This is a genomic window from Niastella soli, from assembly GCF_017742245.1.
Classification (GTDB): Bacteria; Bacteroidota; Bacteroidia; order Chitinophagales; family Chitinophagaceae; genus Niastella; species Niastella soli.
The window spans coordinates 386798-412290 of the sequence record NZ_JAGHKO010000024.1 but is presented as its reverse complement, the minus strand read 5'-3'; the positions used below and the strand labels follow the sequence as shown (position 1 = coordinate 412290).

General features: G+C 44.0%; 23 protein-coding genes. 14 read left to right on the top strand and 9 right to left on the bottom strand.

The genetic code is table 11. The annotated features are described in order from the left end of the window. Positions 1-54: 54 nt before the first annotated feature. The 4 genes from J7I42_RS34540 to J7I42_RS34525 all read right to left on the bottom strand — a co-directional run bounded on the left by J7I42_RS34540 (position 55) and on the right by J7I42_RS34525 (position 4679). Positions 55-648 carry a LytTR family DNA-binding domain-containing protein gene (locus J7I42_RS34540; RefSeq protein ID WP_209145035.1) on the bottom strand — a complete coding sequence of 198 codons (594 nt, stop codon included), beginning with the start codon at positions 646-648 and terminating at the stop codon, positions 55-57. A 187-nt stretch (positions 649-835) separates the two neighbouring features. Continuing rightward, entirely contained in the window at positions 836-2566 is a 1731-nt protein-coding gene (locus J7I42_RS34535) for a tetratricopeptide repeat protein (RefSeq protein WP_209145033.1), read from the bottom strand. 420 nt (positions 2567-2986) lie between these two features. Then, on the bottom strand, positions 2987-4060 hold the full coding sequence (locus tag J7I42_RS34530; protein WP_209145031.1) for an acyltransferase family protein: 1074 nt from the start codon (positions 4058-4060) through the stop codon (positions 2987-2989). An 85-nt stretch (positions 4061-4145) separates the two neighbouring features. Further along, positions 4146-4679: a hypothetical protein gene (locus tag J7I42_RS34525; RefSeq protein ID WP_209145029.1), complete on the bottom strand. Its 534-nt coding sequence runs from the start codon at positions 4677-4679 to the stop codon at positions 4146-4148. Positions 4680-4876: 197 nt separating this feature from the next. Here J7I42_RS34525 and J7I42_RS34520 point away from each other — a divergent pair, with 197 nt between their 5' ends. After that, entirely contained in the window at positions 4877-5230 is a 354-nt protein-coding gene (locus tag J7I42_RS34520; RefSeq protein ID WP_209145027.1) for a hypothetical protein, read from the top strand. 92 nt (positions 5231-5322) lie between these two features. Here the strand turns inward: J7I42_RS34520 and J7I42_RS34515 are convergent, their stop codons facing one another. Continuing rightward, entirely contained in the window at positions 5323-7083 is a 1761-nt protein-coding gene (locus J7I42_RS34515) for a DUF4231 domain-containing protein (protein ID WP_209145025.1), read from the bottom strand. Between the two features lie 193 nt (positions 7084-7276). Here J7I42_RS34515 and J7I42_RS34510 point away from each other — a divergent pair, with 193 nt between their 5' ends. The 3 genes from J7I42_RS34510 to J7I42_RS34500 are packed head-to-tail and all read left to right on the top strand — an operon-like array spanning position 7277 to position 13292. Beyond that, complete coding sequence (locus tag J7I42_RS34510) at positions 7277-8593, top strand: DUF4062 domain-containing protein (RefSeq protein ID WP_209145023.1); 1317 nt, start codon at positions 7277-7279, stop codon at positions 8591-8593. A 14-nt stretch (positions 8594-8607) separates the two neighbouring features. Beyond that, entirely contained in the window at positions 8608-9621 is a 1014-nt protein-coding gene (locus J7I42_RS34505; protein WP_209145021.1) for an AAA family ATPase, read from the top strand. Then, a complete protein-coding gene (locus tag J7I42_RS34500; protein WP_209145019.1) occupies positions 9618-13292 on the top strand; it encodes a PKD domain-containing protein in 3675 nt (1224 codons plus the stop codon). Before J7I42_RS34505 ends, J7I42_RS34500 begins: the two co-directional genes overlap by 4 nt. A 7-nt stretch (positions 13293-13299) precedes the next feature. Here J7I42_RS34500 and J7I42_RS34495 read toward each other — a convergent pair whose 3' ends face one another. Then, positions 13300-13521 (bottom strand): hypothetical protein, encoded by a 222-nt coding sequence (locus tag J7I42_RS34495; protein WP_209145017.1) that lies wholly within the window; start codon positions 13519-13521, stop codon positions 13300-13302. Positions 13522-13681: 160 nt separating this feature from the next. On the opposite strand from J7I42_RS34495, the gene J7I42_RS34490 reads away from it, so the two are divergent. Together J7I42_RS34490 and J7I42_RS34485 are read left to right on the top strand one after the other, a co-directional pair. Continuing rightward, entirely contained in the window at positions 13682-14575 is an 894-nt protein-coding gene (locus J7I42_RS34490) for a helix-turn-helix domain-containing protein (RefSeq protein ID WP_209145015.1), read from the top strand. A gap of 66 nt (positions 14576-14641) precedes the next feature. Next, on the top strand, positions 14642-15379 hold the full coding sequence (locus J7I42_RS34485; RefSeq protein ID WP_236065640.1) for an SDR family oxidoreductase: 738 nt from the start codon (positions 14642-14644) through the stop codon (positions 15377-15379). Positions 15380-15440: 61 nt separating this feature from the next. On the opposite strand, the gene J7I42_RS34480 is transcribed toward J7I42_RS34485, so the two are convergent. After that, positions 15441-15734 (bottom strand): hypothetical protein, encoded by a 294-nt coding sequence (locus J7I42_RS34480; RefSeq protein WP_209145013.1) that lies wholly within the window; start codon positions 15732-15734, stop codon positions 15441-15443. Between the two features lie 193 nt (positions 15735-15927). Between J7I42_RS34480 and J7I42_RS34475 the strand changes: the two genes are divergently transcribed. Genes J7I42_RS34475 through J7I42_RS34460 form a run of 4 tightly spaced genes read left to right on the top strand, consistent with a single transcriptional unit; the run spans position 15928 to position 19779 of the window. Continuing rightward, positions 15928-16473 carry an RNA polymerase sigma factor gene (locus tag J7I42_RS34475; RefSeq protein WP_209145011.1) on the top strand — a complete coding sequence of 182 codons (546 nt, stop codon included), beginning with the start codon at positions 15928-15930 and terminating at the stop codon, positions 16471-16473. A 47-nt stretch (positions 16474-16520) separates the two neighbouring features. Continuing rightward, positions 16521-17147, top strand: coding sequence for an anti-sigma factor family protein (locus J7I42_RS34470; RefSeq protein WP_209145009.1), 627 nt, complete (start codon positions 16521-16523; stop codon positions 17145-17147). Positions 17148-17183: 36 nt separating this feature from the next. Beyond that, positions 17184-18791: a serine hydrolase gene (locus J7I42_RS34465; RefSeq protein ID WP_209145007.1), complete on the top strand. Its 1608-nt coding sequence runs from the start codon at positions 17184-17186 to the stop codon at positions 18789-18791. A gap of 58 nt (positions 18792-18849) precedes the next feature. Beyond that, entirely contained in the window at positions 18850-19779 is a 930-nt protein-coding gene (locus tag J7I42_RS34460) for a hypothetical protein (protein WP_209145005.1), read from the top strand. A gap of 5 nt (positions 19780-19784) precedes the next feature. On the opposite strand, the gene J7I42_RS34455 is transcribed toward J7I42_RS34460, so the two are convergent. Further along, a complete protein-coding gene (locus J7I42_RS34455; RefSeq protein WP_209145003.1) occupies positions 19785-20507 on the bottom strand; it encodes an SDR family oxidoreductase in 723 nt (240 codons plus the stop codon). 150 nt (positions 20508-20657) lie between these two features. Here J7I42_RS34455 and J7I42_RS34450 point away from each other — a divergent pair, with 150 nt between their 5' ends. The 4 genes from J7I42_RS34450 (at position 20658) to J7I42_RS34435 (ending at position 24370) form a co-directional block, all read left to right on the top strand. After that, positions 20658-22529 (top strand): transketolase, encoded by a 1872-nt coding sequence (locus tag J7I42_RS34450; RefSeq protein ID WP_209145001.1) that lies wholly within the window; start codon positions 20658-20660, stop codon positions 22527-22529. Further along, positions 22504-22797, top strand: a complete 294-nt coding sequence (locus J7I42_RS34445; RefSeq protein ID WP_209144999.1) for a hypothetical protein — start codon at positions 22504-22506, stop codon at positions 22795-22797. The genes J7I42_RS34450 and J7I42_RS34445 overlap by 26 nt, the downstream gene beginning before the upstream one ends. Before the next feature lie 28 nt (positions 22798-22825). Continuing rightward, on the top strand, positions 22826-23404 hold the full coding sequence (locus J7I42_RS34440; protein ID WP_209144997.1) for a Crp/Fnr family transcriptional regulator: 579 nt from the start codon (positions 22826-22828) through the stop codon (positions 23402-23404). Positions 23405-23482: 78 nt separating this feature from the next. After that, entirely contained in the window at positions 23483-24370 is an 888-nt protein-coding gene (locus J7I42_RS34435) for an SDR family oxidoreductase (protein WP_209144995.1), read from the top strand. 169 nt (positions 24371-24539) lie between these two features. Here the strand turns inward: J7I42_RS34435 and J7I42_RS34430 are convergent, their stop codons facing one another. Beyond that, on the bottom strand, positions 24540-25487 hold the full coding sequence (locus tag J7I42_RS34430) for an MBL fold metallo-hydrolase (protein ID WP_209144993.1): 948 nt from the start codon (positions 25485-25487) through the stop codon (positions 24540-24542). Between the last annotated feature and the right edge of the window lie 6 nt (positions 25488-25493).

Here is a 25493-nt window from a genome sequence, read left to right as displayed (position 1 = left end):
CGTGAAGGAGGCTTTTTATTACGTGAAATGAGGATACGGAAACGTGAACACGAATCAGATACCGATGGTTTTAAATGCAGAAACAGGAAGGGTGTGCTTTAATTTAATAGATACCCGAAAGTCAAATTCGAATACCTGCTGGTTGTAATTGCCGCCCGAGAGCCGGTCGAGGTTCACTGCACAAAATCGACTTAGGCGTACAAATTGGTGTTGCGGTAGTTGCAATAGAAAATCTTTTAAGGTTCCATTACGCACCGCACGTTTTGCTTTTTCGCCATAGGCAATATATACCTGCACCAGATGATCGCAGCTTTCAATAAGTACAATATCAGCCGGACGGGCATAGATGTATTCCCCCTTTTTTACAAATAGTTGCAACAGGCCTTTGGTAAGTGGTGTGGTTATAGCTGGCCGAGGAAGATCAGGTAAATTGTCCGGCTCCTGTTCGTGGGGTAATAATGGTGCCGGCAGTTTATTGTACAGGTGTTCGGTAGCGCCTTTTTTGTAAGCGCTGTTTCTGCGTTTACCCGGCGTATGTGGGGGTATGTTAGTATTTATTAATTGAATGCCCTCGTTGATCTTCAGATCCTTGCCTGCCGATCCAGGCACGAAAGCACTGCTTGTCACATTGTCTTTCTGTTCACTCATGTCTTTTTGTGTTGAGTTGATCTATCGGTTTAGGGGGCAACGGGCGTAAAAGGGATTATAAAGATTGCTATTATTCGGATGTATAAATCAGGTGTTTTCCCCCTTTTTCTGGGAGATGGAAAGATATTGACTTTTTGTATCTGGTGCTGCAGTAGTTGTACTTATTGTTTAATGATCTTCGTCATACTTACAACGGTGAGGAGGAACCTATTTTGATGTCGGCGTACAACCATGATCTGTTGAACCGGGACTTTACCGCCGCTGCTGCTGAATTTTTTTTCTGCAACAACAAAGCATTATATAGACCGATCAGTGCCCAACCATTGTTACGCCAGGTTTGCAGGTCCTGGTTATATACCTTTTCAGCGTCGTTATATTTGCCGGCTTTTATCAGTACGGCCCCCAGGTGATGACGTACAGAGAAGAACCAGTCGGGCGGTTCATTGTAATTCAGTTTATCTTCCTGGTTCACCGCTTCATTCAATAAAGCGATCGACTGCTGCCATTGTTTTTGGTTGGAAGCTATCTCGGCAGCCAGCACCTTGCTGGCAATTTGTGCTAAATCGGCTGTAGTGTTTATGTCCCAGATAGTAACGGCTTTTAGCGACGAGTCAGCGGCCAGGGTACTCAATTGGTCCATTTCCTTACTGGCGCTGTTTAAATCGTTTTTACCAAGGAAGGCCATGCCTCTTGCATAATGCCAGAGGGCCCGCGGATAGACCAGTTTTTCCGCAGGTGATGGCAGTGTCAGAATGGTGTCCCACATCGCAAACTTTACTGCAATGTAATAAGGTATGGTATAATAATGTTGTAGTGTGCCCCACCCTGGTAAACGCATAATACCGGTATCTGAATCGTGCTGCATGCGGGTGGCAGCCATCCAGGCTAGTGCAGCATTCCCTTCCAGGGTGGCAGTGGCCGCCAGGAAATGGTAGTTATGGGGATAATAGGATAATGGATAGGCTCCCTGTGCATGACAGGTAGTAAGGTAATTGCTGTCTGCCTTTATCGCTGCGATGTTAACCAGTGAGCCCTGGTGATAGTCGCCGGTATTGATGTAGATGTGTGAAGGCATATGCACCAGGTGTCCCGAACCGGGCACCAGGGTTTCTAACAGTTTTGCACTGGCCAACCCTTTTTCCGGATGGGCCGATGCTTCCACTGCATGAATATAAAAGTGATGGGCACCGGGATGTCTGGGATTGATCGTCATTAAATGTTCCAACACTGCCAGCAGGGCCGGCGTCCATTGTCTGGGTGTTTTTGATTCCTTGTCATATAAGTTCCAGGGATGTAGGTCCATCATGGCTTCCGCATACAAAGCGCCAATATCCGGATCTGATGGATATTGATCATATACTTTTTTCATGGCATCGGCATAGGCTATGTCCAGTGGTTTGCGATCAGTGGGGGCAGGCTTTGCATACCGGGTGGCCAGGGCGTGAATGAGCGCTTTTTCTTTATCGGAGGTTTTGCCAGACAAGGCTACCGCCTTCGTTACCGCGTCATAGGCCCAGTCAAAATTATCCTTTTCCATACCGGCATTGTAATTGGGGCCAAGCACATAGGCATACCCCCAATACGCCATGGCGCAGGTGGAGTCCAACCTGGTAGCTTCATAAAATGACCTGGCCGCTTCGGCATGGTTAAAACCATAGGCCAGCATCATGCCCTGGTTCACATATTCCCGGGCTTTCTGGTTATTTGTTGAAATGCGAAGATCAATGCCTTGCAGGTCTTTTAACAGCGGAGCCTTTTTACCTTCGAGGTACCAGGCTTTATCTGTTGTTTTGGAATTATAACAACCATATACGATTGCTGGAGCCGTATTTGTTGCTCCCTGCTTTTTTGATGCAGGATCACTGTTACAGGTTGTCAGAAGAACACTTAGTAAGGAATACCAACCCAGGCATTTCATACAGCAAGTGATTTTATGATTTGTAGTGTAAGGGCATAAGGGGTTATCTCAATAAAGGTATAGAACAGTAAACTTCTAACAATCACCATTTAGGGTGAGTAAGCAGACGGCAAACGGCAGACGGCAAACGGCAGACGGCAGACGGTCTCGGCTCAGCCGAGAGCAGACGCGGGCCTTCGCTGCGCTCAGGTCCGTGTGAATGGGTAATAGGCAATCAATGTCGTTTAGTTAAGCGAATAGGAGAGCTAAATCCATCAGATGCATCCGGAGGTTGCGGCGTGCAGCGAGAACCCACCCCTACCCCTCCCAGGAGGGGACTCCTTAAAACACGCATTAACTAAACGACATTGAAAAGGCAATGGGCAATACAAATACAGCCTAACACTGAAAGCTCACTTATGAAAAATCGCGCTTCGCGTTCTACAATTTGCTTAGCTTTTTACGGATCGGTCCATCTACATACTTCATGACCAGATAAGCCAGCAATAACAATAATAACGTGCCAACAATAATGATCAACCTTGTATTGGGGACTGATGGATGGTACTTGTCAACATAACTAAAGAACACCCACATAAAAGGATAGTGTACCATATAAAGCGGGTATGAGAGCTGACCTGAAAACTGACAAAGGGTATGCGTTGCTTTGTGTGTTAATGCGCCTGCCCCCAGCATGATCATCAAAGGGAAGTAAACGATAACAATGAGCGGGTCTGCAAACCAGTTATAGGTTTCGTTAAACGGAAACAAAAATGCGGGCAGGAGTAATAAACCTAAGGAAACAAAACCCAACTTTGACCGGATGATCCAGCGGGAACGATATATGACCATCCCTGCCAGGAATGAAAAGGCAACTCTAATGGCCCCGCCTTTGATATTATCACCGCCCCACCCTACGCTTAGTTGTTTTGATTGCCAGGATTCATATACCAGTGCAATGGCAGCCAGCACGGTTACAACCCAAAGGATTTTCTTTGGCAGCCTGACAAGAATAAGCGCGTAAAAAATATTAGCGATATACTCCCAGAACAAAGACCAGGTTGGCGGATTAAGATGAAACAGATTTAAATACCTTTCCTTTACAATCGGCAAGGGGATCATCAGACAGGAGCATACAAACAGCCACCCTATTTTACCGGCATATGACTGACTCAAATTACTGAAAGGATCAAACAAAAAGGTCAGCAGACCAAGTACCGAGCCAATGATCACCAGCGGATGTAACCGGATGAGTCTTCTCTTCAGAAACTGGCCGATCCCAATGGTAGCCATTTTATCGTCATACGCATAGGCAATTACAAATCCCGACAAACAAAAGAAAAAATCGACAGCCAGGTAAGCGTGGGCCATAAAATTCTTTGAAGGAACAGGCTCCGCAATTTCCATAAAGTGAAAGACCACCACGGCAATGGCCGCAACACCTCTTAGGCCGTCCAGGATCTCAAAATGTGGTTTATTAATTACGGATGCAGGCTGTTGGTCGGTCTTGTGCATGCTATAAATTTGGATCTGTTTAGTTAGGGGTCCAAATATATTACATGAGTCGTTAAATATCAGCTGGCTGAAGGGTTTCTTTTGGTCAGAAGTTTGAAAATGTTAAGAAAATAAGGTTTCCCTTATCGAATGTAAACTCAATTAACGGGGTGGCATTGGGGTCGTCTTTCGATTTGCGCACAACATAGAAGTGTTTCATGTTCTTGCCATTTTCCAGTGTCACAATTTCAAAGAATGATTGTGACAAGGCAGATTTATGATTGGCTGAGATGGGAAATTGTTTTTTAAATTGATCAATTGTATAAGCCTTGTTAAAAATAGTTGTTCCGTAAGTAACGCTCTTGTCTGTTTTACGGAAGTCGATAGTACTTGGAATAATATCGTTTTCATATCCATACCACATATCAATACCCGGATAATGAAGGGTGGCAATTTCAGGCGTTTTAGCAGTTGAAAGCACCTGATCAAGGTCGGCTTTTGAATGAATGTTGAAGTCTTTTTTTAGTGTCACCATGTTGGGCAAACCCATCTCTGATAGAAAGCTGTCAAGATTGCCATACAGGTATGTTTTACCTATTGTGAATTTATAGGCATCAATATAATCAAAATCAAGTTTCACCTTATTGTTTTCCTGGTTCCTGGTAGGGGCGATTTGTTGTTGGCTCTGACTGTGGCAAGCAAGGATTGTCAAAAAAACAAAAAGGATGGGGAACTTCATATAAGGGTCAGTGATTTAAGCGGGTAAAATAAATAAAAAGATTCAAAAATAGCGCGAATTGCCTATATTGCGTTGAAATTCAACTGTATAACAAGTAAATGACTGAAGCACAACACATTTTTAAAAAGATTGAACTGGTGGGTGACCGGGTATTACGGTTGGCTGCGGTAGATCTTTGCAATGAAATTTTAGATAACAGATACAAGGCTGCCGAGATAATCGATTTCCTGGGTAGTAACCGGGTTTTCGGGCTTATTGCCAGAATGAAGAAACTGGAAGCGCATAAAGACGACCCGGAAACAAAGGGAAGATCAAGGACCCTGGCCAATGCCTACGAGTATTCCATTGGCAAGCTTTATTATGAAGATAAAGTAAAGGCCCTGACAACCGCCAAAGAAGACCTGGCGCATTTTTATGAGAACCAGGAGCAGTACTTTGTAAAGAATACATAGATCCGCCGTAAGGCTAAAAGATATAAGCCCTGAAACCATTACCGGTTTCAGGGCTTTTTTGTTGTATTAACTTCTTACGAAGGTCGCAGCTATTACTTGCCATCTCCATCGGCCTTGTCTGGCGTTTTGCGAAGGTTGTCCAATGCATTTTGGATCTGTTGTACCCAGCCATCTGTTTCTGATTGCAACACCTGTTCTGTATGTTCAACCAGTGAATTGATATTTACCGGATCGGCTTGTTCTTCTGCATTTAAGGCATACCACCATTTGCGGATATTTTTAAGATCTTCTATAGCCTGGTTATACTTGACGAGGGTGCTTTCTGTTTGCCGGTAGCTAAAATAGGTGCCGATGGCCGTTACTATTGCTGTTGTAAGTGGCAACCATAGGTCCTGATTGAGTGCAACAAGAAAAGTACCTACCCCACCTGTGATGTACGCCGCGTAAGAATAGATCTTTAGCTTTTTTTCCAGCTTCAACGATTTGTCGGTAAAGTAATTTATCTGATCACCCAGCCTCAATTCAACATATTGGTCTGGTGTCAATTCACAGAATCCGTCATCACACTTGTTGGCAGCGTCCATGTCGGGCGGAAAAGGGCCTGTATAGGGAATGATGGCCGAAGCATTTACTTCGGTGCGCATGATACGGCGGGTAACCGTTTCTATTGCCTGTGAAAGCTGGTTTTCCGAATTATTGGCATACACCCCACCCCTTACCCGGTACTTGTATATTTCCCGTTTTATGGCTTCGGCGCCGCTTCGTAACAACAACCATTTGTTCCCCGGTTTGAACTTGTTGTATATGGTTAACAAAATGGTCAGTGTAATTGGGATAATTAATAAAATGAGGTGAATGGGTGTTTCAGCAAAGCGTACAAACTTTTTTATCCAATCAAATGTTCCATCAGATTTGGGTAACTGGTTAATGATCACAAGGGCCGTTCCAATTAGTCCGGTCCAGATGATCCATTTTTGCAGCCGGTTAAATTTTTTTTGCTGGCGTTTGGCATTGTGGTCGTAATTAGCAAACGATTCCCAGGCCTGCTTTAACAGTTTGTCAATACCCAGTTTACGAATGATGAGTCGCTCCAGCCCTTTTACGGGATGGCCCAGTGTGAATACCTGGATGTCGCCATCAGCCACTATTTCTGCTATTTGTCTGTCGGGTGAATTGGTTGCTTTATCAGTTATTGCTTTTGCAATTTCATCTGCCAGTCCGCCGCTGCCTGCAATAACGATCACGGGAATGTTTTTACGAACGGCGTATAAAACTTCGTTTTTTGAAATGGCGCCACCGCCTGCTAACAAAGCCAGACAAGGCGTTTTATCCTCCGTGTTACTGCTGGTTTTGTTGGTGCTATGGATCCAATATCTGACCAGCTGGTAGAAGGTAGCGGTTGCATCATCCCATTGTTTGCCCGGTGTCAGCACAAAGTGAGAATGATTAGGTTCCAGTTCTACCAGGGCGGGGCTTCCATTTGTGTTCTTGGTAGGATAAGTGACCAGGCTTTCCGGCGCAATACCCACCAGCTTTATCCTGGCATCCCGGCCTGCCAATCCTTCCCCCATTAACTGCATAACGCCCGAAAGGGTGCCGCCATCAATAACCAGGGCTTCTGCCTGGATAACGGCCTTCGCTATTCCCCTGTCGAATAGCTGGCTCAGGTTTGGCTTGATCTCGGCGGCTATTGACTCGGCACCACCCAGCACCAGAATGACCGATTTATAATTAGGGATGGCCAGTGCCTGGTGAATCGTTTCAATACTTTCTGTATCGGAAGGAATAACAACCCGGGCGGTGTTTTTATTGGGGAATGATACGTCAAACGTATTTGTAGGGGTGGCAGTCATATTGGGTTTGTTTCTTGGTTTCTACCTATAAATGCTGCCTGTTAATTTCTGTAAATATTCGTTCAAAAAACAGGGTGTTTTCACGGTATTTTTTATTAAACAAAAGCTGGAAATGAAATACGTGAAAAACACCTGTTGTTGGCTGCCTGAATTTTTTTAGATTATGTGAGTAATGAAACGAGCTGCTGTTAAAATGGGAATCAGAAAAAAAATATATCTCTCGTCAACATTCGGTGATCTGCAAGGGTATCGTAATGCTATAATTGACACTATAAGTAGTGATTCGTTCAAGCCATTTTTTGAATTAATACGTGCTGAGACTGCCACTAATACCGGTGAGTTGGTTTGGGACCGGGTGGAAGCCGATGTGACCGAATGCGACTATTATTTGTTGCTGATGGGTGAACGATATGGTTCAGTATATAAAAATACAGAAAAGAACCCTCAGGGCATTTCTTATACCGAACATGAGTTTGAGACGGCAGTCAGGTTAAATAAGAGGGTAATAGCTGCCCAAAGTGCTGACCCGGAGTTGAAAAAATGTATAGATACCTATGGGGATCCACCGGTAATTGATGAGGGGAAAAAGGCCAGGCTGGAAATGTTCAGGAAGAAAGTGGAGGATGCAGGCTATTATGGACCAAATAAACCTTTTGCCGATTTAAATGGGCTTGTTGTTCAGGTTATGCATTCACTGGTAACTGTAATTTTTGACAGTGGTGAACATGAAATGGAACAATTCCTGCACCTGTTTTGCGATCGCTCCTTTCAGGTTGATTATTTCAATAATAGAACGATCACAAGTGGTGGGTTTAGCGCCTTTATTATAAGAGGGGACGAAAATGATCTGGGCCGGGATTTGATCAAGCGGCTGGCGATCCGGGAGCTTTGCCTATTGGACGACCAGTTAACAACCGCTGAATTAAATTTAGTCTCCGACTCGCTCGAAGGAAATGCCATCGCCTTATTAAAACGGCACCTGCAAAAAAAGACAAACAATGCGTATTGCTGTCATACATTGACTGACATCTTTAAAGCATTTGAAGAAAGGGTGAAACAGCGAAATATACCTCTTTGTATTGATGTGGAAGAACAAATGCTGGATGAACACCGGATAGGCTTTCTTACTTACTTCGTTGAAAAATGCTCCGAAGAACTGAAAGCGGGTTTTACTACTAACTTTTATTTTTTTATAAATATCATTGAAAAAAGAGCTAACGTGAATGTGTTGCAATCGTTGCTTACAAAAGTAACAGGCAGCGCACCGAAAAAAGTAAGTTCTCCTAAAATTAAAAAGCTGATTGCGGCACTTACCGGTTGTTATGATACCACCAGGTTGGATACTATTTCCAGAAAGGAAATAGAACGGTGGATCCGGGATGAATTTAAAAAAGATGCCGGAAAAGCCAGGATAGAATTTGATACACATTTTTATGATTTCAAAGAAGGACGACATAGCATGTCTGCAGTATATGAGAAATTGGAGGCTTATTCTAAAATGAAAAAGTGAGTGAAATAAACCGTATGATACAATTACATGATTTTACGCTTAATAATGCCTGGAAGGACTACATTCCGGCCAAGGGGATGGTTGATGCCATTGAAATGGCCATTGCCCTGAACAAGCCCTTATTGGTGACGGGGGAACCTGGCACTGGTAAAACAAAACTGGCCGATTGGGTGGCCGGCCAGCTGGCGTTTCAGACCAGAAAAGACCCTGCCCCTTTTTGCCCAACGCCTTTTTCTTTTTATACCAAATCAACCTCAGTTGCGGCTGACCTATTTTATAATTATGATGCCGTAAGCCATTTTGGTAAAGTACAGCGGCAAAATATAAGTGAGAAATTTAGTGAAGCAGAACAGGATAAAATTACCCGGGAACACATTGAGTTGAAAGCTATGGGACTGGCCATTGCGCAAACCCATGGGCTGCAACTGGAAACGTTACAAAACATTCGTAATTATAAAGGCAAAGATAATAACGGGGCAATGGAAAACGTCCCCATGAGCAGTGTGGTATTGGTAGACGAAGTGGACAAGGCGCCCCGGGAATTTGCCAATGACCTCTTGAATGAAATCGAAAAATACAGATTTGAAATAAAGGAAATAAACAAAGTAATAGAACGGGCCGAAAATGGTTGCCGGATCGTGACCATTCTTACCAGCAATGATGAAAAGACCTTACCCAATGCCTTCCTCAGGCGTTGTGTGTTCTATCACATCGACTTCCCCGACCCTGACAGGTTGTTAGAGATCGTGAAGCTAAAACTGGGGATCAATGCGGCTGATACAGCATATGATGCTGCATTAATGGGTGCTATTGCCAGGTTTGAGGAGGTGCGTAATAAGGTACTTAATAAAAAACCAACAACATCCGAGTTGCTGGATTGGGTAAATATCCTCTATCACGACAGGACAGAAGACGGGAAAAATAAACTGGTGGGCGCTGACGGCAAGCTGTACGAAAAGGCATTAGACAGCAAGTACTACGGGGTATTGGCAAAAACCAATGTTGATCTGGAAGCGGTAAGCAAATGATGCAACCAGTAAACGATCATACCAATTCATTGATCTGTCTTAAGATAGAAATGCTTTTTTCTATCCTGAGACATGAACGGTTTAACGTTACACCCGAAGGCTATGCCAGTTTATTAATGGTGGCCACCCGGCTGAACGCTGATAATTTAAACCAGATAGCGCAGAAGCTTTGTCCTATAGTTGCCACTAATGAAAGAGAACAAACGCGGTTTTATGAAATAATTCAACTGCTGGAAAATAAAACGGCGGCTGACATAATCAATTTTGTTGACCAGATTGAAATTACGCCCCCTACTCCTTCTATATTGGATGAACCATTAATAAATAACAATCCTCCCTCGTTTTTCAAAAAGAACAGGAAATTTTTATTGATTACGGGTGTCTTACTTATAGTAGGTATATTTTCCCTTGTTTGGTATCGGTATGAAATAAAGAAGAGAGCTTTAGTTGTATTTGCTTCACACGTGGATAAGCGCGTAACTGTAATTCAAAAAAATGACACGTTGCGGTTACAGGCAAGCGATTATATTCCGCCAACCGCAGATACTTCCCGGTTAACATTTATCTGGGATTTTGGCGATGGAAAAATTATTCAGGGTTTCCAGGCAACACATGTCTATAAAGAACTTGATTCTGCCATTGTAAAAATGTCCGTGTCTTCAAACTACTATCATATCGATAAAGTAAGCGATACCTTGTTTGTTGAAGTTTGTAAAACTATACCCAAAATACAGGCATTTAAATTTTTCGACACCCCCAGCGTCGGAAAACGCATGCGTATTGAGGCCGTAATAGACAGTGCTGCAGAAGTGCGCTACTGGCAAATAGATGATTCCATGTTGATAGGTGTTCTATCGCCTGTTATTGAATATACCTTTCAAAACGAAGGGTACCATAAGATTTTACTAGTTGTATTTAGCGATGCCCCCTTGTGCGATGGGTATCGCGATACCACTATTGAAGTAACGAACCATTTGAGAAGGTATTCCCTATCGGTTACTGGCACTAAGCAATTGCCACCACCAGACAAACAGATAAAAAACTGGGTACTGGTAATTGTATGGATCATCGCCGGGTGTTTTACCGCACTGCTGTTTTTGATCTGGAAAAAAAAGAAGAAAGTAGCTTTGTTGTCAAAATCTGGCGGTTTTAAAAAGAATGTATTTGAAGTTCCTTTTCAGGTCAATGACCTGGCCCTGATAAGACCAGGAAAACAGCTGTTCAAAATGCTGCATCTGATGCGAAGGAGGGCCGATGAAGAGATCAGTCAATTAAATATTCCCCTGACGTTACAACGTACCATCCATAATAAAGGTTTAAGCGAACTCGTATTTACTCCCCGGAAGAAATTTCAGGATTATCTGGTACTTATTGATGCCTCGAACCCGCATGGTGTTTTCCCATACCTGTTCGGATATCTAAGCCGTTTAATGAATAAAATGGACGTTCGGGTATCCGCCTATTATTTTGACAGCCAGTTTATATTCCGGAGTTTATTACAATCGGGTGAGCAAATCACCCCGGACCAGCTCATTAATAATCATGCTAATTCCTTATTGATGATCTTAGGCGATGGAGAGTTGTTCTTTTATCTGCTGCTGCCTATGCTTAAGGAAAAATACCGGTCCTTTTTAAATACCTGGGAAAGCAGGGCTTTAATAACCCCATTGGCCCGTAAAGACTGGGGGCTTAGAGAAAAAGAATTGTCGAAATATTTTCTGATCAGCAGTGCCGATGAATACGATCTCTTGCGATTAATTGAGAATGTACATGCGGTGCCCGAAAAACAATATGTAGGTGCGTTGCAATACGGGCAATTGGACCGGAACGCTGATCTTAAAAATATTGAAGAGGCGTTTTCCAAACTGGATGGTTCTTTTAAAGAGCAATGGCTTTGTGCGCTTGCAACTTATCCCAAGTTCCGTTGGGAACTGGTACCGGTATTCGGCCAGGTTTTAGCTAAATTGTATGGTATCGATGCCGGAATTTCTTACGAAGAGGTGTTGGCCATTTGCCGCATTCCCTGGTTGATCATTGGGAATATACCTGCCTCCATGAGACTGGAGTTGTTGAAAAAACTTGAATTGAAAAATGAGATAGCCATCCGCCAGGAATTGATAAAACTACTGGAACAGGCAAGGTTGTCGGGGCAGGGATTTTATTATGACAGCGAGCTGGAGGACCAGTTGCTGATAAATAAATTCATTTTATTTGCCCATGATAAGGTCCTTTTTGAACAATATGCTGAAGAGGCGGTAAGGTTCAGAAAAATGTGGGAAGAAGGACGGGTGCTGGATGTTTCTGTGCGAAAATACCTGGAAAATGATAGGAATGAAAAATGGAAAACGCCTGTACGGTCTAAAGGCCGGTCGGTGCAATTGGCCAAATACTTTGGCCTTTCAAAATTCAATGCTGTATTTTACCGGGCTATTGCCGGCTGTATTATTTTATTATTGGCAGCTGGTTTGTCAGGGTATATGTCTTCATTGGAGCAACCTGCCGGCATATTTTTTAAAGGGTTGTTTACCGCGGCCCCCAATCAACAGGTTACAGTCAGGTATAAACTGGTGAAAGATGTGCAAGGCTGTATTGATCTGGATTCTACTTATATGTACGATGTGGAGGAATATGTGAAAAGGATTAGCATCGGTGAATTTTTGAATGGGGATTTTATGATAGATACCAGTGAATATCCTATTCAATATAATGAAGATTCCGGAACTATTGCTGCACAAATTCCATTACACCTATTCTTCGAAAAGGATTCCCCGGCATATCTTACATTGCGTTTTGGTAATCCTTTCCTTGTAGAAAAAAAGATTTTACTATCCGATTTATACACCAATGGTACCATAGCTATTACTTGTGTGGCTGTTAATGATACGATGAACTCAGTGCCTGCTGATAGTACGGGTAATGTCAGAAAACCAGGAAGAAGGGTCACTACTAAAGTTGTGATACCCAACCCGCCTCCAGTAAATGTAGATTCACAACCGAATGTTAAAACTCAGGACGATTTGATTCAGCGCTCAGATACGGTATCGCGAAAATCAAAATTGACGCCAAGTCTAACAGCTTATGATGTGTTACAGAATATACAGGTACTTGGCAAAGCACGTGATTACGATAATAAGACCAAAAGGTACCTTAATGTCAACTATTCTTTATTTGGAGGATACATTCTGGATAGTATTAAAGCAGTTCGGTATACTTTGCCAGGTAATCGCTCCTCTCAAACGTCAACTACTCCATCAAATAATTTTGCTTATGCTGGTCTACAGAAGACGGGTGTTGATAGTGTGTATGTGCAGGTTTTTTTGAGAAACGGGGATTCATCAGGCCGGGAGCTCATAGAGGTAATTTATGATATCAAACCTCGTATTTATTTGAGTTACCAGGTAGCCGACTCTGCTGAAATACAAGATCTAATAATGCAATTAAAATATCAGCGTTATGAAGTGAAAGCTTCTAGTGTGGCTAAGGTTCCTCAAACATATGTTGGTTATTATTTTATAAAAGATAAAACAGAGGCAGATCAGTTATTGAATGTAATTATGTCCACAGTTTCAGGTGTTTCAAAAGGAACCATCACATTTATAAAAAAAGGTACTGCCAGACCCCAGCATTTTGACATAGGAATACGCACTAATCCCAAGTATAAGAAATATTGATTGCCGCTTATTGTTTAGTCACCACCGTATCATTGGGTAATTTTATGGTATCAGCTTTAATACGAACGTTATTGTTTTTAGGCGGTAACTGGTTCGTTTGCTTTGCAGAGCCAATGGTGCCATTGGCATTGGTTTGATCGTCGGGATTAAAGGTAACGGGCATGGGACTTTTGCAAAAAGCCAGGCAAAGGAAAAACAACCCCAGAAGATATAATACCACTCGTTTCATAGCTGTAACATTTAAGTGAACCTCTTTAGTACTGAAAATTCTGTTCCAGGCATTCGGAATGGGTATTGATGTGTTTATTAACGGTTTATCAGGGACTTAGGGATGCCGGGGTTGATCATAATTGCTACCGGGGGATCAAGAAAAGTGCTAATTTTAATTTATGCAAGTAGTTAGCTCCCACCAGCAGGTGCCCGTGTATGCAATAGAGCCAGATGGGTTAACCGGTAACAGGCGTTTTAAGATGTATAATTTTGAAGGCAGCCTGCCCGACCAGTCGGAACTGCTTATCCCACACCGGAAGAGCCATTACCTGATCGTTTTCATTCGTAATGCCAGCGGCACCCGGCAATGGATTGACATGGAGCCTTACATCCTGCAGGATAACACCATTTACTTTTCAAGCCCTCCTAATATCATCGTAAAGGAAGAATTTAAACAATTGTGGAGCACCGGGATCGCTTTTACGGGTGAGTTTTTGTCGTTTCAGGAAAACGCTGCCCTGAGCCAGCTGCCGATCATTCAAAATCCACACAATTGCCATGAATTGCTGCTCACGAAGGAGGACGTGAATTTTGTAGAGGAAATGATTACGAAGCTCAATGCGGAATACCGGCGCCCCGGTGAATGGCAGCAACAGATGCTGACCGCCTACCTCACGGTGTTGCTTACTTACTTGAGCAGGCTGTACAATGAACAGTTCAGCCATGAAGGTCCTTCAACGGAAAAACTGTTACTAAAGAGGTTTCAGGAAAAGATCAATGCGCATTATCGCGAATTGCATGAGGTGAGCGAATATGCTTCCCAGCTCAATATGTCTGCGGGTCATTTAAGCGAAGTGGTAAAAGTGCAAAGTGGCAAACCGGCTATCAAACATATTCATGACCGGTTGATCATGGAAGCCCGCCGGCTGCTCTTTCATACCAATAACTCTTTAAAAGAAATTTCCTTCGATCTGGGTTTTACCGATGCCTCCTATTTTAACCGCTTCTTCAAACGGGAAACTGGGATAACGCCTGCCGATTACCGGGCCAGCATCCGTAAAATGTCCTATTAAAACCGGTGGATGTGTAACAACCAGGCTGATGTGCCTCTGTAGCTTTGTATTGTTAAATAATAAATTATGAAAACAGTACTGATTACAGGCGCCAACAGAAGCATTGGCTTTGAGACCGTAAGGCAATTATTACAGCAGGGATATTATGTATACCTGGGATGTCGCGACAAACAAAAAGGCCAGCTGGCGGTGGACCAGTTGCATGCGGAAGGGTTGAAACAAGTAGAGCCCATTGAGATCGATGTAGATAATATTGACTCTATAAAATCTGCCCGTAATACTTTGGGGCAAAAAATAAAGACGCTGGATGTACTGATCAATAATGCGGGTATTAGTGGCGGTTCCCCCCAACATGGTTATGACACGGAGATCAACGTTTTTAAACAGGTTTTTGAAACCAATTTTTTTGGGGTTATAGAAGTAACGCAGGCGTTTATTGACCTGTTGAAACAGTCGCCAGCACCAAGGATCGTAAACGTTACCTCAGGTCTTGGTTCGCTCACCCTTCAAAATGATCCAGGCTGGAAACATTATCATGTAAAGCCTGCTTCCTATGTTGCCTCTAAAGCTGCCCTTAATGCATACACTACCGTAATGGCTTATAACCTGCGCGATACGGCATTCAAAATAAATGCGGTTGATCCTTGTTATACCGCTACTGACTTTAACAATCATAGCGGTCCCGGAACTGTGCCGGATGCGGCTGCCCGGGTAGTAAAAGCTGCCACCCTGGGGGCAGATGGTCCTTCAGGACTTTTCTTTAGTGATGACAATGCGCCGGAAACAGGCATTAGTCCGTGGTAAAACAAGAAAGCCCTGCCATGTATAAAAACATGGCAGGGCTTTTTTATATGCGGTGTTTCGCTTACCAAATCCTGAATATTTCCCGGGACCCGGTCAAATACATTTCGTGGTAACCGGCCATTTTTTCTTTCATCATTTTCATCTTTTCTTCATCCTTCATCTGATCTTCCCAGCTTTTTTCATAAGCGGTGAGGTTGTCGAATTTACTTACCATAATAACCCGGTTATACTGACCGGTTACATCGGTCATCACTTCTACAAATTCATCACTGTCGGCCATCATCTCTTTGAAGAGTTTCGCCAGTTTGGAGGCATTACCGGGTTTGCAAACAAAAATGTCGTGTACAACAATCATGGTATTTAATTTTAATATAAAAGGTAGCTTCTTTTTATTACAGTACCATCGCCGGTATGCCTTAAATTTATAATTGAATGGATGAACCCCCATAAAAAGGTGACAGAAATTTCTTTTCCCACCCATAGGGTAAAACTCACACTCATGCGTCTAATAATAAAGCCCTTAATTCAGGACTCATTAATCCGACAAATTGGAACCTAGCGATCTTTTGGTAATAGAACAAATACGGGCCGGTAATGAAACCGCCTTTGATGCCTTGTTTACCGCCTGGTATGGTAAACTACAGGCCTATGCCTTTTCTGTATTGCAAAATGAAACCCTGGCCGAAGAAGCGGTGCAAAACGTGTTCTGTCGCCTGTGGGAAAAGCGCCAGCAATGGCAGGTGCATACCAGCATGAAGGCCTTTTTGTATATAAGCGTGTACCATCAATGCATGGATGGGTTACGTCGCGTAAAACGGGTGCGAAAATACGAGCACCATGTGTTGCAAAACACTGCTGAAGGACTGGCGGCCCCCGCTTTTGGCAAAGCCGAGCTAAATGAGCTGGAAGCCAGGTTGCAGCATGCCCTGTCGCAATTGCCCGATCAATGCCGTGCCATTTTTCAATTAAGCCGCTACGGCGGAATGAAATACCGTGAGATCGCAGAACAGCTTGGGATTTCCATAAAAACGGTGGAAGCCAATCTGTGCAGGGCGCTGAAACACCTGCGTGACCAATTAGCCGATTATTTGTAACTGCCGATGCATCAACCGGCAATCTGACAACCCTCAATTCTTTTTTAATGGACGATCTGTTAATAAAATATATTTTGGAAGAAGCCTCGCCGGAAGAACGCGAGGCAGTAGAACAATGGCTGGCGAAAGATAACGCCAACCGGGCTCACTTTGAAAAATTGCAGACGGTGTGGCAAATGGCTGCTGAACCTCAATTCCCTTCCGGGACCAGAACAGCCGACGCTTTGCAACGGTTAAAACAAACCATTCAGTCGAGACAGACCATCCCTGTAAAACACATGTGGACACGCGTAGGAACGGCGGCGGCAGTGGTAGTGGGCATTGTGGGGGTGGTGCTGGGCGCTTATGTCGTGGTTATAAAACCAAAACCACCCGTTAAAAAAACACCCCCGGTTGTGTTGCCTGATACTATGCGGACTGTTGTGTTGCCAATAGATACGGTGCCAACGGGCGTTACAGATACTGTACCCGTTATAACACCACGTAAAAAGAAAAAGGCAGCACCAGCAGCACCAGCACTACCCGCCCGTCCTAAAAAGAAAGCAGTCCAACCTGTACCGGCGGTAGATACAATGCCTGTTAAAAAGAAAAGCCGCGTTCAACCACCGCAACAGGTTAACCCGGTAAGAAAGAAGAAAGTTGCTCCTGCTGCAAAGGAACCGCCCATCTCCTGACCCGGTTTATATTTTATTACTTATAACATAACCACTATGCAAATAGTAAAAGCATTGCTATGTCTGTTCGTTTTTGCGAACCATTATTTCCCGGCCCACGCACAAATAAATATAGAGAATGATATTGACCGGTTTTTGCAAACCCAATTCAAACCCAACGAAACCGGTGGCGTGGTGTTGGTGGCAAAATACGGTAAGGTGCTTTATAAAAAAGCCTTTGGCCTGGCCGATCTGGAGTTAAATGTACCGGTTAACGATAGTATGATCTTTCAGCTTGCTTCCAATACCAAACAGTTTACAGCAGTGGCCATTCTGCAACTGGTTGAAAACAACAGGTTGCAACTGGAAGATACACTGGGTAAGTTCCTTGCGGGAGTGCCCTGCCCTTTTAGCAGTATAACCATCCGGCAGTTGCTTTCCCATACTTCCGGTTTAACAGAACAAAACGGTGGTATAGTGTGGAATCTAATAAAAGGTAAAAGTATTGATACGTCCATGGTGAAAGCGCTGGTACCTGGAGTAAAGTGGGAATACAATAACAATAACTTTGCGGCATTGGGTTATATCCTTGAAAAAATAACCGGTACCTCTTATGGGGAATATCTTAAAGAACATATTTTTAAACCTGCCGGCATGACCCATTCTTATATGGAGGAGCCAAAGCTGGTCATTAAGAACAGGGCGCATGGCTATGGGTGGGAGAAAAATGCGAATATAAGAGTGGGCGATTTAGTGAATGCCGGCGCTGCAGGTGGTATTCAATCTAATGTAGATGATATGCTCAAATGGACCGAGGCATTACAGGCCAACATCCTGTTGAAACCAGAAACGCTGCAGCTGGCGTTCACCCCCCAGCAATTAAAAGACGGAAGTTTTACCGATTACGGTTTTGGCTGGTATCTGCAGAATTTACATGGGAGCCCTGTATGGCGGCACGGTGGTGGGTCTAACAACCAAACCTCTGAAACGTTGTATTTTCCAAAGGAAAGAGTATATGTGATCATTTTAACAAATACTTCCAATCCCGCCATTCAACTCAGGGCGAAGGCAAGAGTAGTAGCAGGTATAGCTATTAATAAGCCGTATGCTTTTGACGACCAGCCTACCGATAAAAATAAGTTAAAAGTGTATACCGGTTTATATGAAAATGAATTTGGAGAACTGGTGAATATTTGGGCGGAAGGCGGGAAACTGCTATTTCAAAGACCTAATGGCACCAGGTACAAATTAGGTTTCGCTGGTAATGATGAGTTTTTTTTAAACAAAGATTTCTATAGAGTGACTTTCAATAATGATGGTACAGGAAAAATCACCAGTTTAACCTTCAGCAAACTAGATATGAATCCGCTTGTTTGGTTTAAAACCCAAAAGCCGCTGCTGAAACTGGCACAGGACAGAATTCCCGGAAACTTGCTACAAACGTGGTCGGGCAAGTATTTTTTACCGGGCGCCGATACGGTAACTATAACTAACGAAGGCGTGAATTTATTTTATAAAGAAAATGGTAAGGAGCTTTTGTTGGCGGCCAGGGACAGCACCCATTTTTTTGCCTTGAAAGAAGATCTCGCTATAACCTTTACAAAGTATATCCCCGCTTTGACCATAACAAAAAATAGTAAAAGCAAGCAATATGTGAAATTGTAGGAACGGCAATGTGGTCAGGATGCTGCCCGCTTAACTTTAAGCTGATAAAACAAATACCATGTTATCAGCTAAAATTTTACCCCTGTTTATTACGGTTAGTAGTTTTGCCGTAATCTGTTGTCAAACAAAGCCCGGGGTGTCTGCCCGGGAAATAAATGGACAATTAAACACCATTCAGCAGGAATTTGACCGGGGCAACTTCAGAACCTCGTTAAACAGGATTGCCGCATTAAAGGATAGTGTTGACAAACTATCTGCCAACCTGGTTTTAAAACAACGGGTGGCATTGGTGCAGGCTGATATGCAGAACATGTATTCACTTTGTTTTGCCACTGCATTTGATACGGCAAAACAGTATGCCACGCATTTGTTCATTAATGCGGCAGTGGTCCCCGACTCATTAAAGGCTGCCGCCGGTACTACTACCGGGTTTCATCTTTATCTGGCGGCCCTGTTAAAGGGAGAGCCTACAATGGATTCGGCGCTCGCGCTTTTTAATTCTTCGAACAGGCTCTATGCAACGTTGCAGGATAAGGCCGGCGAAGCGCTCACGAGTTTTTATATCGGGCTTTGTTACGAGAACAACACCGACAGCACAAAAAATGATCTGGGTGTGGCGGAAGGTTATTATCGCAAATCGCTGGCACTTGCTACTCAGGCCGGGGACGGGCGCACCCAGTCTTATGCCCGTCGTCACCTGGCCGGACTATATTTCGACAAACACCAGATAGACAGTGCGCTTGGGTATGCGTACGAATCGTACCAGCTGCGGGAACAGACAGGTTGGTTCGTGTTGCGTCCTTTCAGCCTATCACTTATAGGTGATTTTTATCGGGTTAAAAACCTCGACAGCGCAAAAAAATACCACACCCTTGCCTTGCAGTCTGCACAGGGTTTTGGCTATCCCGGCGCTATTGCCTACAATCAGCAGGCACTGGCTACTGATGACAGCCTATGGCGTTCACAAAAACGTATTACCAGCCAATAAGACGCTTATGGGTTCATTCTGGCAAAATATTCGGCAATGGTGTTGTTATTGACGTTGGCCCTGTCTTCGCTCATGCCGAATGTCAATTCCGTTTTTCCGTCCTTTAACTGTTTGAATATTGATTCAATGAACTCGCTCACCGGTGGAAATTCATTGTGTATGCCCGGGCCGCCCAGGTCGGTATTCAATGCCGGTGGAATGATCTCGATCACTTCCACGTTCGATGTGCTTAATTGATGCCGGAGCGATAGGGTGAATGAACGTAAAAATGCCTTCGTGGCGCAGTAAACAGGCACTTTTGACAAAGGAATAAATGCCAGTCCTGATGACACATTCATAATGGTATTTAAGGACTTCAGGTTCAAAAACATTTTGGAGAGGTGAACCGGCGCCGTAACATTTATTTCAATTTCATCATGCGCTCTTTCATAGAAGTCGTCATTGGTAATGTTCATCCAGTTTTGAATACCGGCATTATTCACGAGCACATTCAGGTCCGGATGATTCTCCCCAACCCAGTTAAACAGGTTTATACGTTCCACTTCATTTGCCAGGTCACATACCCGGGTAATAACAGCAGGGAATTTATCGGTAACCTCTTTTAGGGCCGATTCCCTTCTGCCACAAACAATAACTGTGTTGCCTTCTTTTACAAATCTTTCCGTTAGCCCCAGGCCAATTCCACTTCCCCCGCCGGTGATCAAAATTTTGTTCTGTGTTAATTTCATTGTTGTAAAGTTTGGGAAGTAAAATTACCTGAAATGGGCGGTTGGGCAATTAATTATAAGGCCAGTGGCTAATAATTTCTACAATTCCTGTTAACAAACGATGGCACTTTAATTGTGCGCTTACCTTATTTATCATTTACATATCTGGATATGAAAAATATAAACGCCTGGGAAGAACAGGCCAAATTGCTTCGCAAATGGAGTCTTGTATCAACAACAGCAGCAGGCTCAGGACACCCCACTTCCTGTTTATCGGCGGCGGATATTACGGCCGTTCTGTTCGATAAATATTTTACCTACGATGTGTCGAACCCATTAAATATTTATAACGACCGGTTTGTACTTTCCAAGGGACATGCCGCTCCCCTGCTCTATGCCCTGTTTGGAATGAGCAATGCCTATGACCTGAATGAATTAAAAACTTTACGAAAGCTTAACAGCCGTTTTGAAGGACACCCGGTGCCCAAGTACAGATATGCAGAAGCGGCTACCGGTTCGCTGGGTCAGGGGCTTTCTGTAGGGGCCGGACTGGCATTGGCAGCTAAAAGAGAAAACCTGCCTTTTACCACTTATGTGTTGTGTGGCGACGGTGAACTGGCCGAAGGTCAGGTGTGGGAAGCTGCCAACTTTGCATCATATCACCGGTTGAATAACTTAATAACTATTTTAGACATCAACCGCCTGGCGCAAAGTGGAGAGACCATGTTCGGTCACCACATGAATGAATATGAACAACGGTTTCGCGCATTTAATTTCAGGGTATTCACCATTGATGGACATAACTATGAACAAATAGACCAGGCTTTTGAACAGGCCCATAGCCATGCAGGCCAGCAACCGGTGGCTATTATTGCCAGGACCGAAAAAGGAAAAGGGGTTTCTTTTATTGAAAATAAAGAGGGCTGGCATGGGAAAGCTTTAAAAGAAGACGAGTTGAAAAAAGCCCTGGATGAATTGGGGCCCATAAATGACAATGCCCGTTTTGAACTGCGGAAACCTGAACAGACCCAAATTGCGGCTACAGATTCACAAATTAATACCGCGGTAAAACTTGATTTTGATACCAACAAATCATATGCAACACGCGAAGTGTTTGGAGAAGCATTGGCGCAGATCATCCAACACATACCAACCCTGTATGCACTGGATGCTGATGTAAAGAATTCCACTTTTACCGAAGACGCGTTAAAAGTTACCCCGCAACGTTTTGTGGAATGTTTTATCGCAGAACAGAATATGGTCTCTGTAGGGGCTGGTTTATCCCGGATCGGTAAGATCCCGGTTGTTGCCACGTTTGGCGCTTTTTTCATGCGGGCTGCCGACCAGATCCGTATGGCCCGGATCTCTGAAGCCAATATAAAATTTGTAGGATCGCATGTGGGCGTTTCCATTGGGGAAGATGGTCCATCGCAAATGGCATTGGAAGATATTGCTTTCTTTGGGGCCCTGCCCGATACAGTTGTTTTACAACCTTGTGAAGGCATATCTGCTGCGAGCCTCGTAGCCCAAATGGTTGCACATACCGGTATGGTATATATGCGTACCCTTCGCCCAAAAACAAAATTATTATACAAACCCGATGAGGAATTTGCTATTGGCGGTTCCAAGATCGTGCGGCAGTCGAACGATGACCTGCTTACCGTAGCGGCTTCGGGTATTACGGTGTATGAAGCGCTGGAGGCAGCTGAACTGCTAAAACAGGAAAATATAAACATCCGGGTGGTAGATTGTTATTCCGTAAATCCCGTTGATCGGCAAACCTTACTCGATTGTTTGAACAGTACCCGGTATAAAATTATTGTTACCGTGGAAGATCATTTTGCGCATGGTGGTTTGGGTGATTTTATTACAGCAGCCGTTAGTGCCGAAGGTGATTATGTAGAAAAGATGGCGGTAACAAAGATCTCCCAGTCGGGCAAACAGGAAGAACTGCTGAAAGATGCCGGTATCGATGCAGCCAGTATTGCGGCCAGGGTAAAAAAACTGGTGCGGTCGAATGAAATGGCCCCTGCCCATGCATAAGGGCGACAGACACAAAACTTATAACCCTCCCGACTTTAGTCGGGAGGGTTTTTCGTATAACAGTAATTATCGTTACTATGGTGAGTCGGACCATTCACGTTCATTTTATATCGATTCAAACTACCACATTTACACTTATGATGAATGGATGTTCGAAGGCGAAAATGGGGCGGCTGACATTGAAGCCGGGCCGGTTAACGAAATAACGATCAACAGCAAAGGTGTATTCACCACAAAAGTGATAAAAAAGCAACGACCGCTGAATTAGGCGCATATTTCTTAATTTTGAAGGGAATATGACCACCGGATTTGATACCTATATACGCTCGCGAATTTCCCTGGATGATGCCGCTATTGAACAGATCGTTTCGGCAGCAAAAGCTATTTCCCTGCAGCGGAATGAAACGCTGTTGCAACAGGGACAGATATGCCGGCATAAAGTGTTTATAGTAAAAGGACTGTTGCGCATTTATGGTATTGGCGCAGATGGCAGCGAACATATTTTACACTTTGCCCCGGAAAACAATTGGGCGGTGGATCCTCAAAGTTATCATCAGCAATCGCCTTCACAATTTACCATTGCTACAGTAGAACGAAGTGAGGTATTACTCTGGGCCAAACCCGATTTTGATCGCCTTTTACAGGAGATCCCCGAACTGAACATGCTGTCTGGACAATTGGTTGCCAGCAGCCATTTCAACAACCGGCAGCGGCTTTTTACCACCCTTAGTTCAACACCGGAAGAAAAATATGAAGATTTTGTACGCAGCTATCCCGACCTGCTGGCACGTCTTCCTTTGCACATGATTGCCGCTTATTTGGGCATTTCACTGAAAACCCTCACCCGCCTCCGGCACGCACAGGTACGTCGTTGATTGAATTATGGTCAAATGACCACATTTTCCCAAATAGGTTGACTGAATTTTGTATCCATAAAATCAAGTCAATCATTTATGCGAGTATTTGTTACAGGAGCTTCCGGTTTTGTAGGCTCCGCAATCGTTAAAGAACTCTTGCAGGCTGGCCACCAGGTGCTGGGACTGGTACGGTCTGACAGTGCTGCCGAAGCAGTGAGCAAATCTGGTGCAGAACCTTATCTGGGCAACATCGAAGACCTGGAGAGCTTACAAAAAGGCGCTGCTCAATGTGATGCGGTTATTCATACTGCCTTTAATCATGATTTTACCCGTTTTAAAACCAGTTGCGAACATGACCGTAAGGTGATACAGGCATTAGGTATGGCCTTAGTCGGAACTAATAAGCCATTGGTTATTACCTCAGGTATAGGCCTGTTAAACTATGGTCGCCTGGTATCTGAAAACGACAGACCTGACGGCTCCAGCGCTAATCCGCGTGTAGCTACAGAAGAAGCTGCCCTTGCTGTAAATGAACAAGGTGTAAATACGTACATCGTAAGATTACCGCCTACAGTACATGCAGCCGGTGATCATGGTTTTGTTCCCTACCTGATTAGCATCGCCAAAGAAAAAGGCCAATCTGTTTATATTGGGGATGGTAATAATCACTGGCCAGCCGTTCATCGGTTAGATGCGGCCGTTTTATACCGCCTGATCGTAGAACAACAGCCTGCACAAAAAGTGTATCATGCCGTAGCTGAAGAAGGTATTCCCTTTAAGCAGATCGCTACCGTTATTGCGAATGGATTACAGCTTCCTGTTGCAAGTAAAGAGGGGACGGATGCAGAAGCCCATTTTGGCTGGTTCAAGCATTTTGCTTCAATGGGGTGCCCGGCTTCGAGTGAGCAAACCCGTGCAATAGTAGGTTGGAAGCCCGTGCACGCAACATTGTTTGATGAGCTGGTGCCTGGGATTTATTTTTAAGGCAATGGTTCGCCTTCGCTAAAGCTACGGCGACCGAAGGGGAAAAGGCAGAGATAGCTTGTCAACTCGGTAACGGTTCAGCTTATCTCTGCCTTTATCAATGAAAAGACCCGGGTCGGGTTAGTGATGTATGCCGTGAAAAATGGCTTGCTTAAGCCATAGTATCTTCTCAAAAGGTCAGCAGTTTTGCCTGCTCAGGAAAGATCATTTTTATATGCAATGGATTATATGCTTTTAGTTGCGTATGGATCATTTGTTCCCTGTTGCCGCCGGGTTTAATATGTGTGATCACTACTGGAAAATTATTCAAAGTTTCTGTGCCGGCGAGCGATGCCAGTGCTTGCAATTCGGACATAAGCCAGTGAGGTGTGAGATGCCCGAATAATTGTTTATCTGCCTGTTCATTCGGGAACGAAACTTCAATAAACAGCGCTTTTAATTTTTTAGCTTTCAATAAAGGCGCTACCTGTTGCCATAACTGGTACATTTTATCGGAGCGCTCTACCGAATCAGCGCCAGTATCGCCGAGGTACAATACATATGCTTCATTATGCCGCACCAGGAATGCTGTACTTTCATAGGGATTGGAATGACTGAGCGGGAAAGCCGTTACCTGCATAGTGGTATTTTCCAACGGTGTTTCGGTACCTGGTGTAAGTGTAGTATAATGATATTTACCCAGGGCTGGTTTATCTCCTTCATTGGCAAAGTTGGCCCAGCTTTTCCAGGTGAAATATTTGTCTTTTAGTATGCCTAAACAATAGTCAAGCCCATAAATGGCCTTGGTACTATCATCCGGCGAATTGATGACCATGCCCGCCAGGTGATCGAGGTGTGCATGCGAAATGAGATAGCCCTTTATGTATTTCTTCAATACGTCGGTGGCATTGCCGGTTAATAATTTTGCCTGGATGGCCTTTTCAATCCCATGATGCAAGGTGCCGGCGTCGAGGCATACAAAAGCATCACTGCCTTGCGGTGCGATCATGTATGCCGACAGGTTGCTTTCGTCTATACCGCCTTTTACTCCTAGTGGAATGACTTTGAAAGAAGTTTGGGTAAATGAAAGATTACAAAACAGTATGCAGGCTATCAGGGTAACAAATACATGCTTCATGGTGTA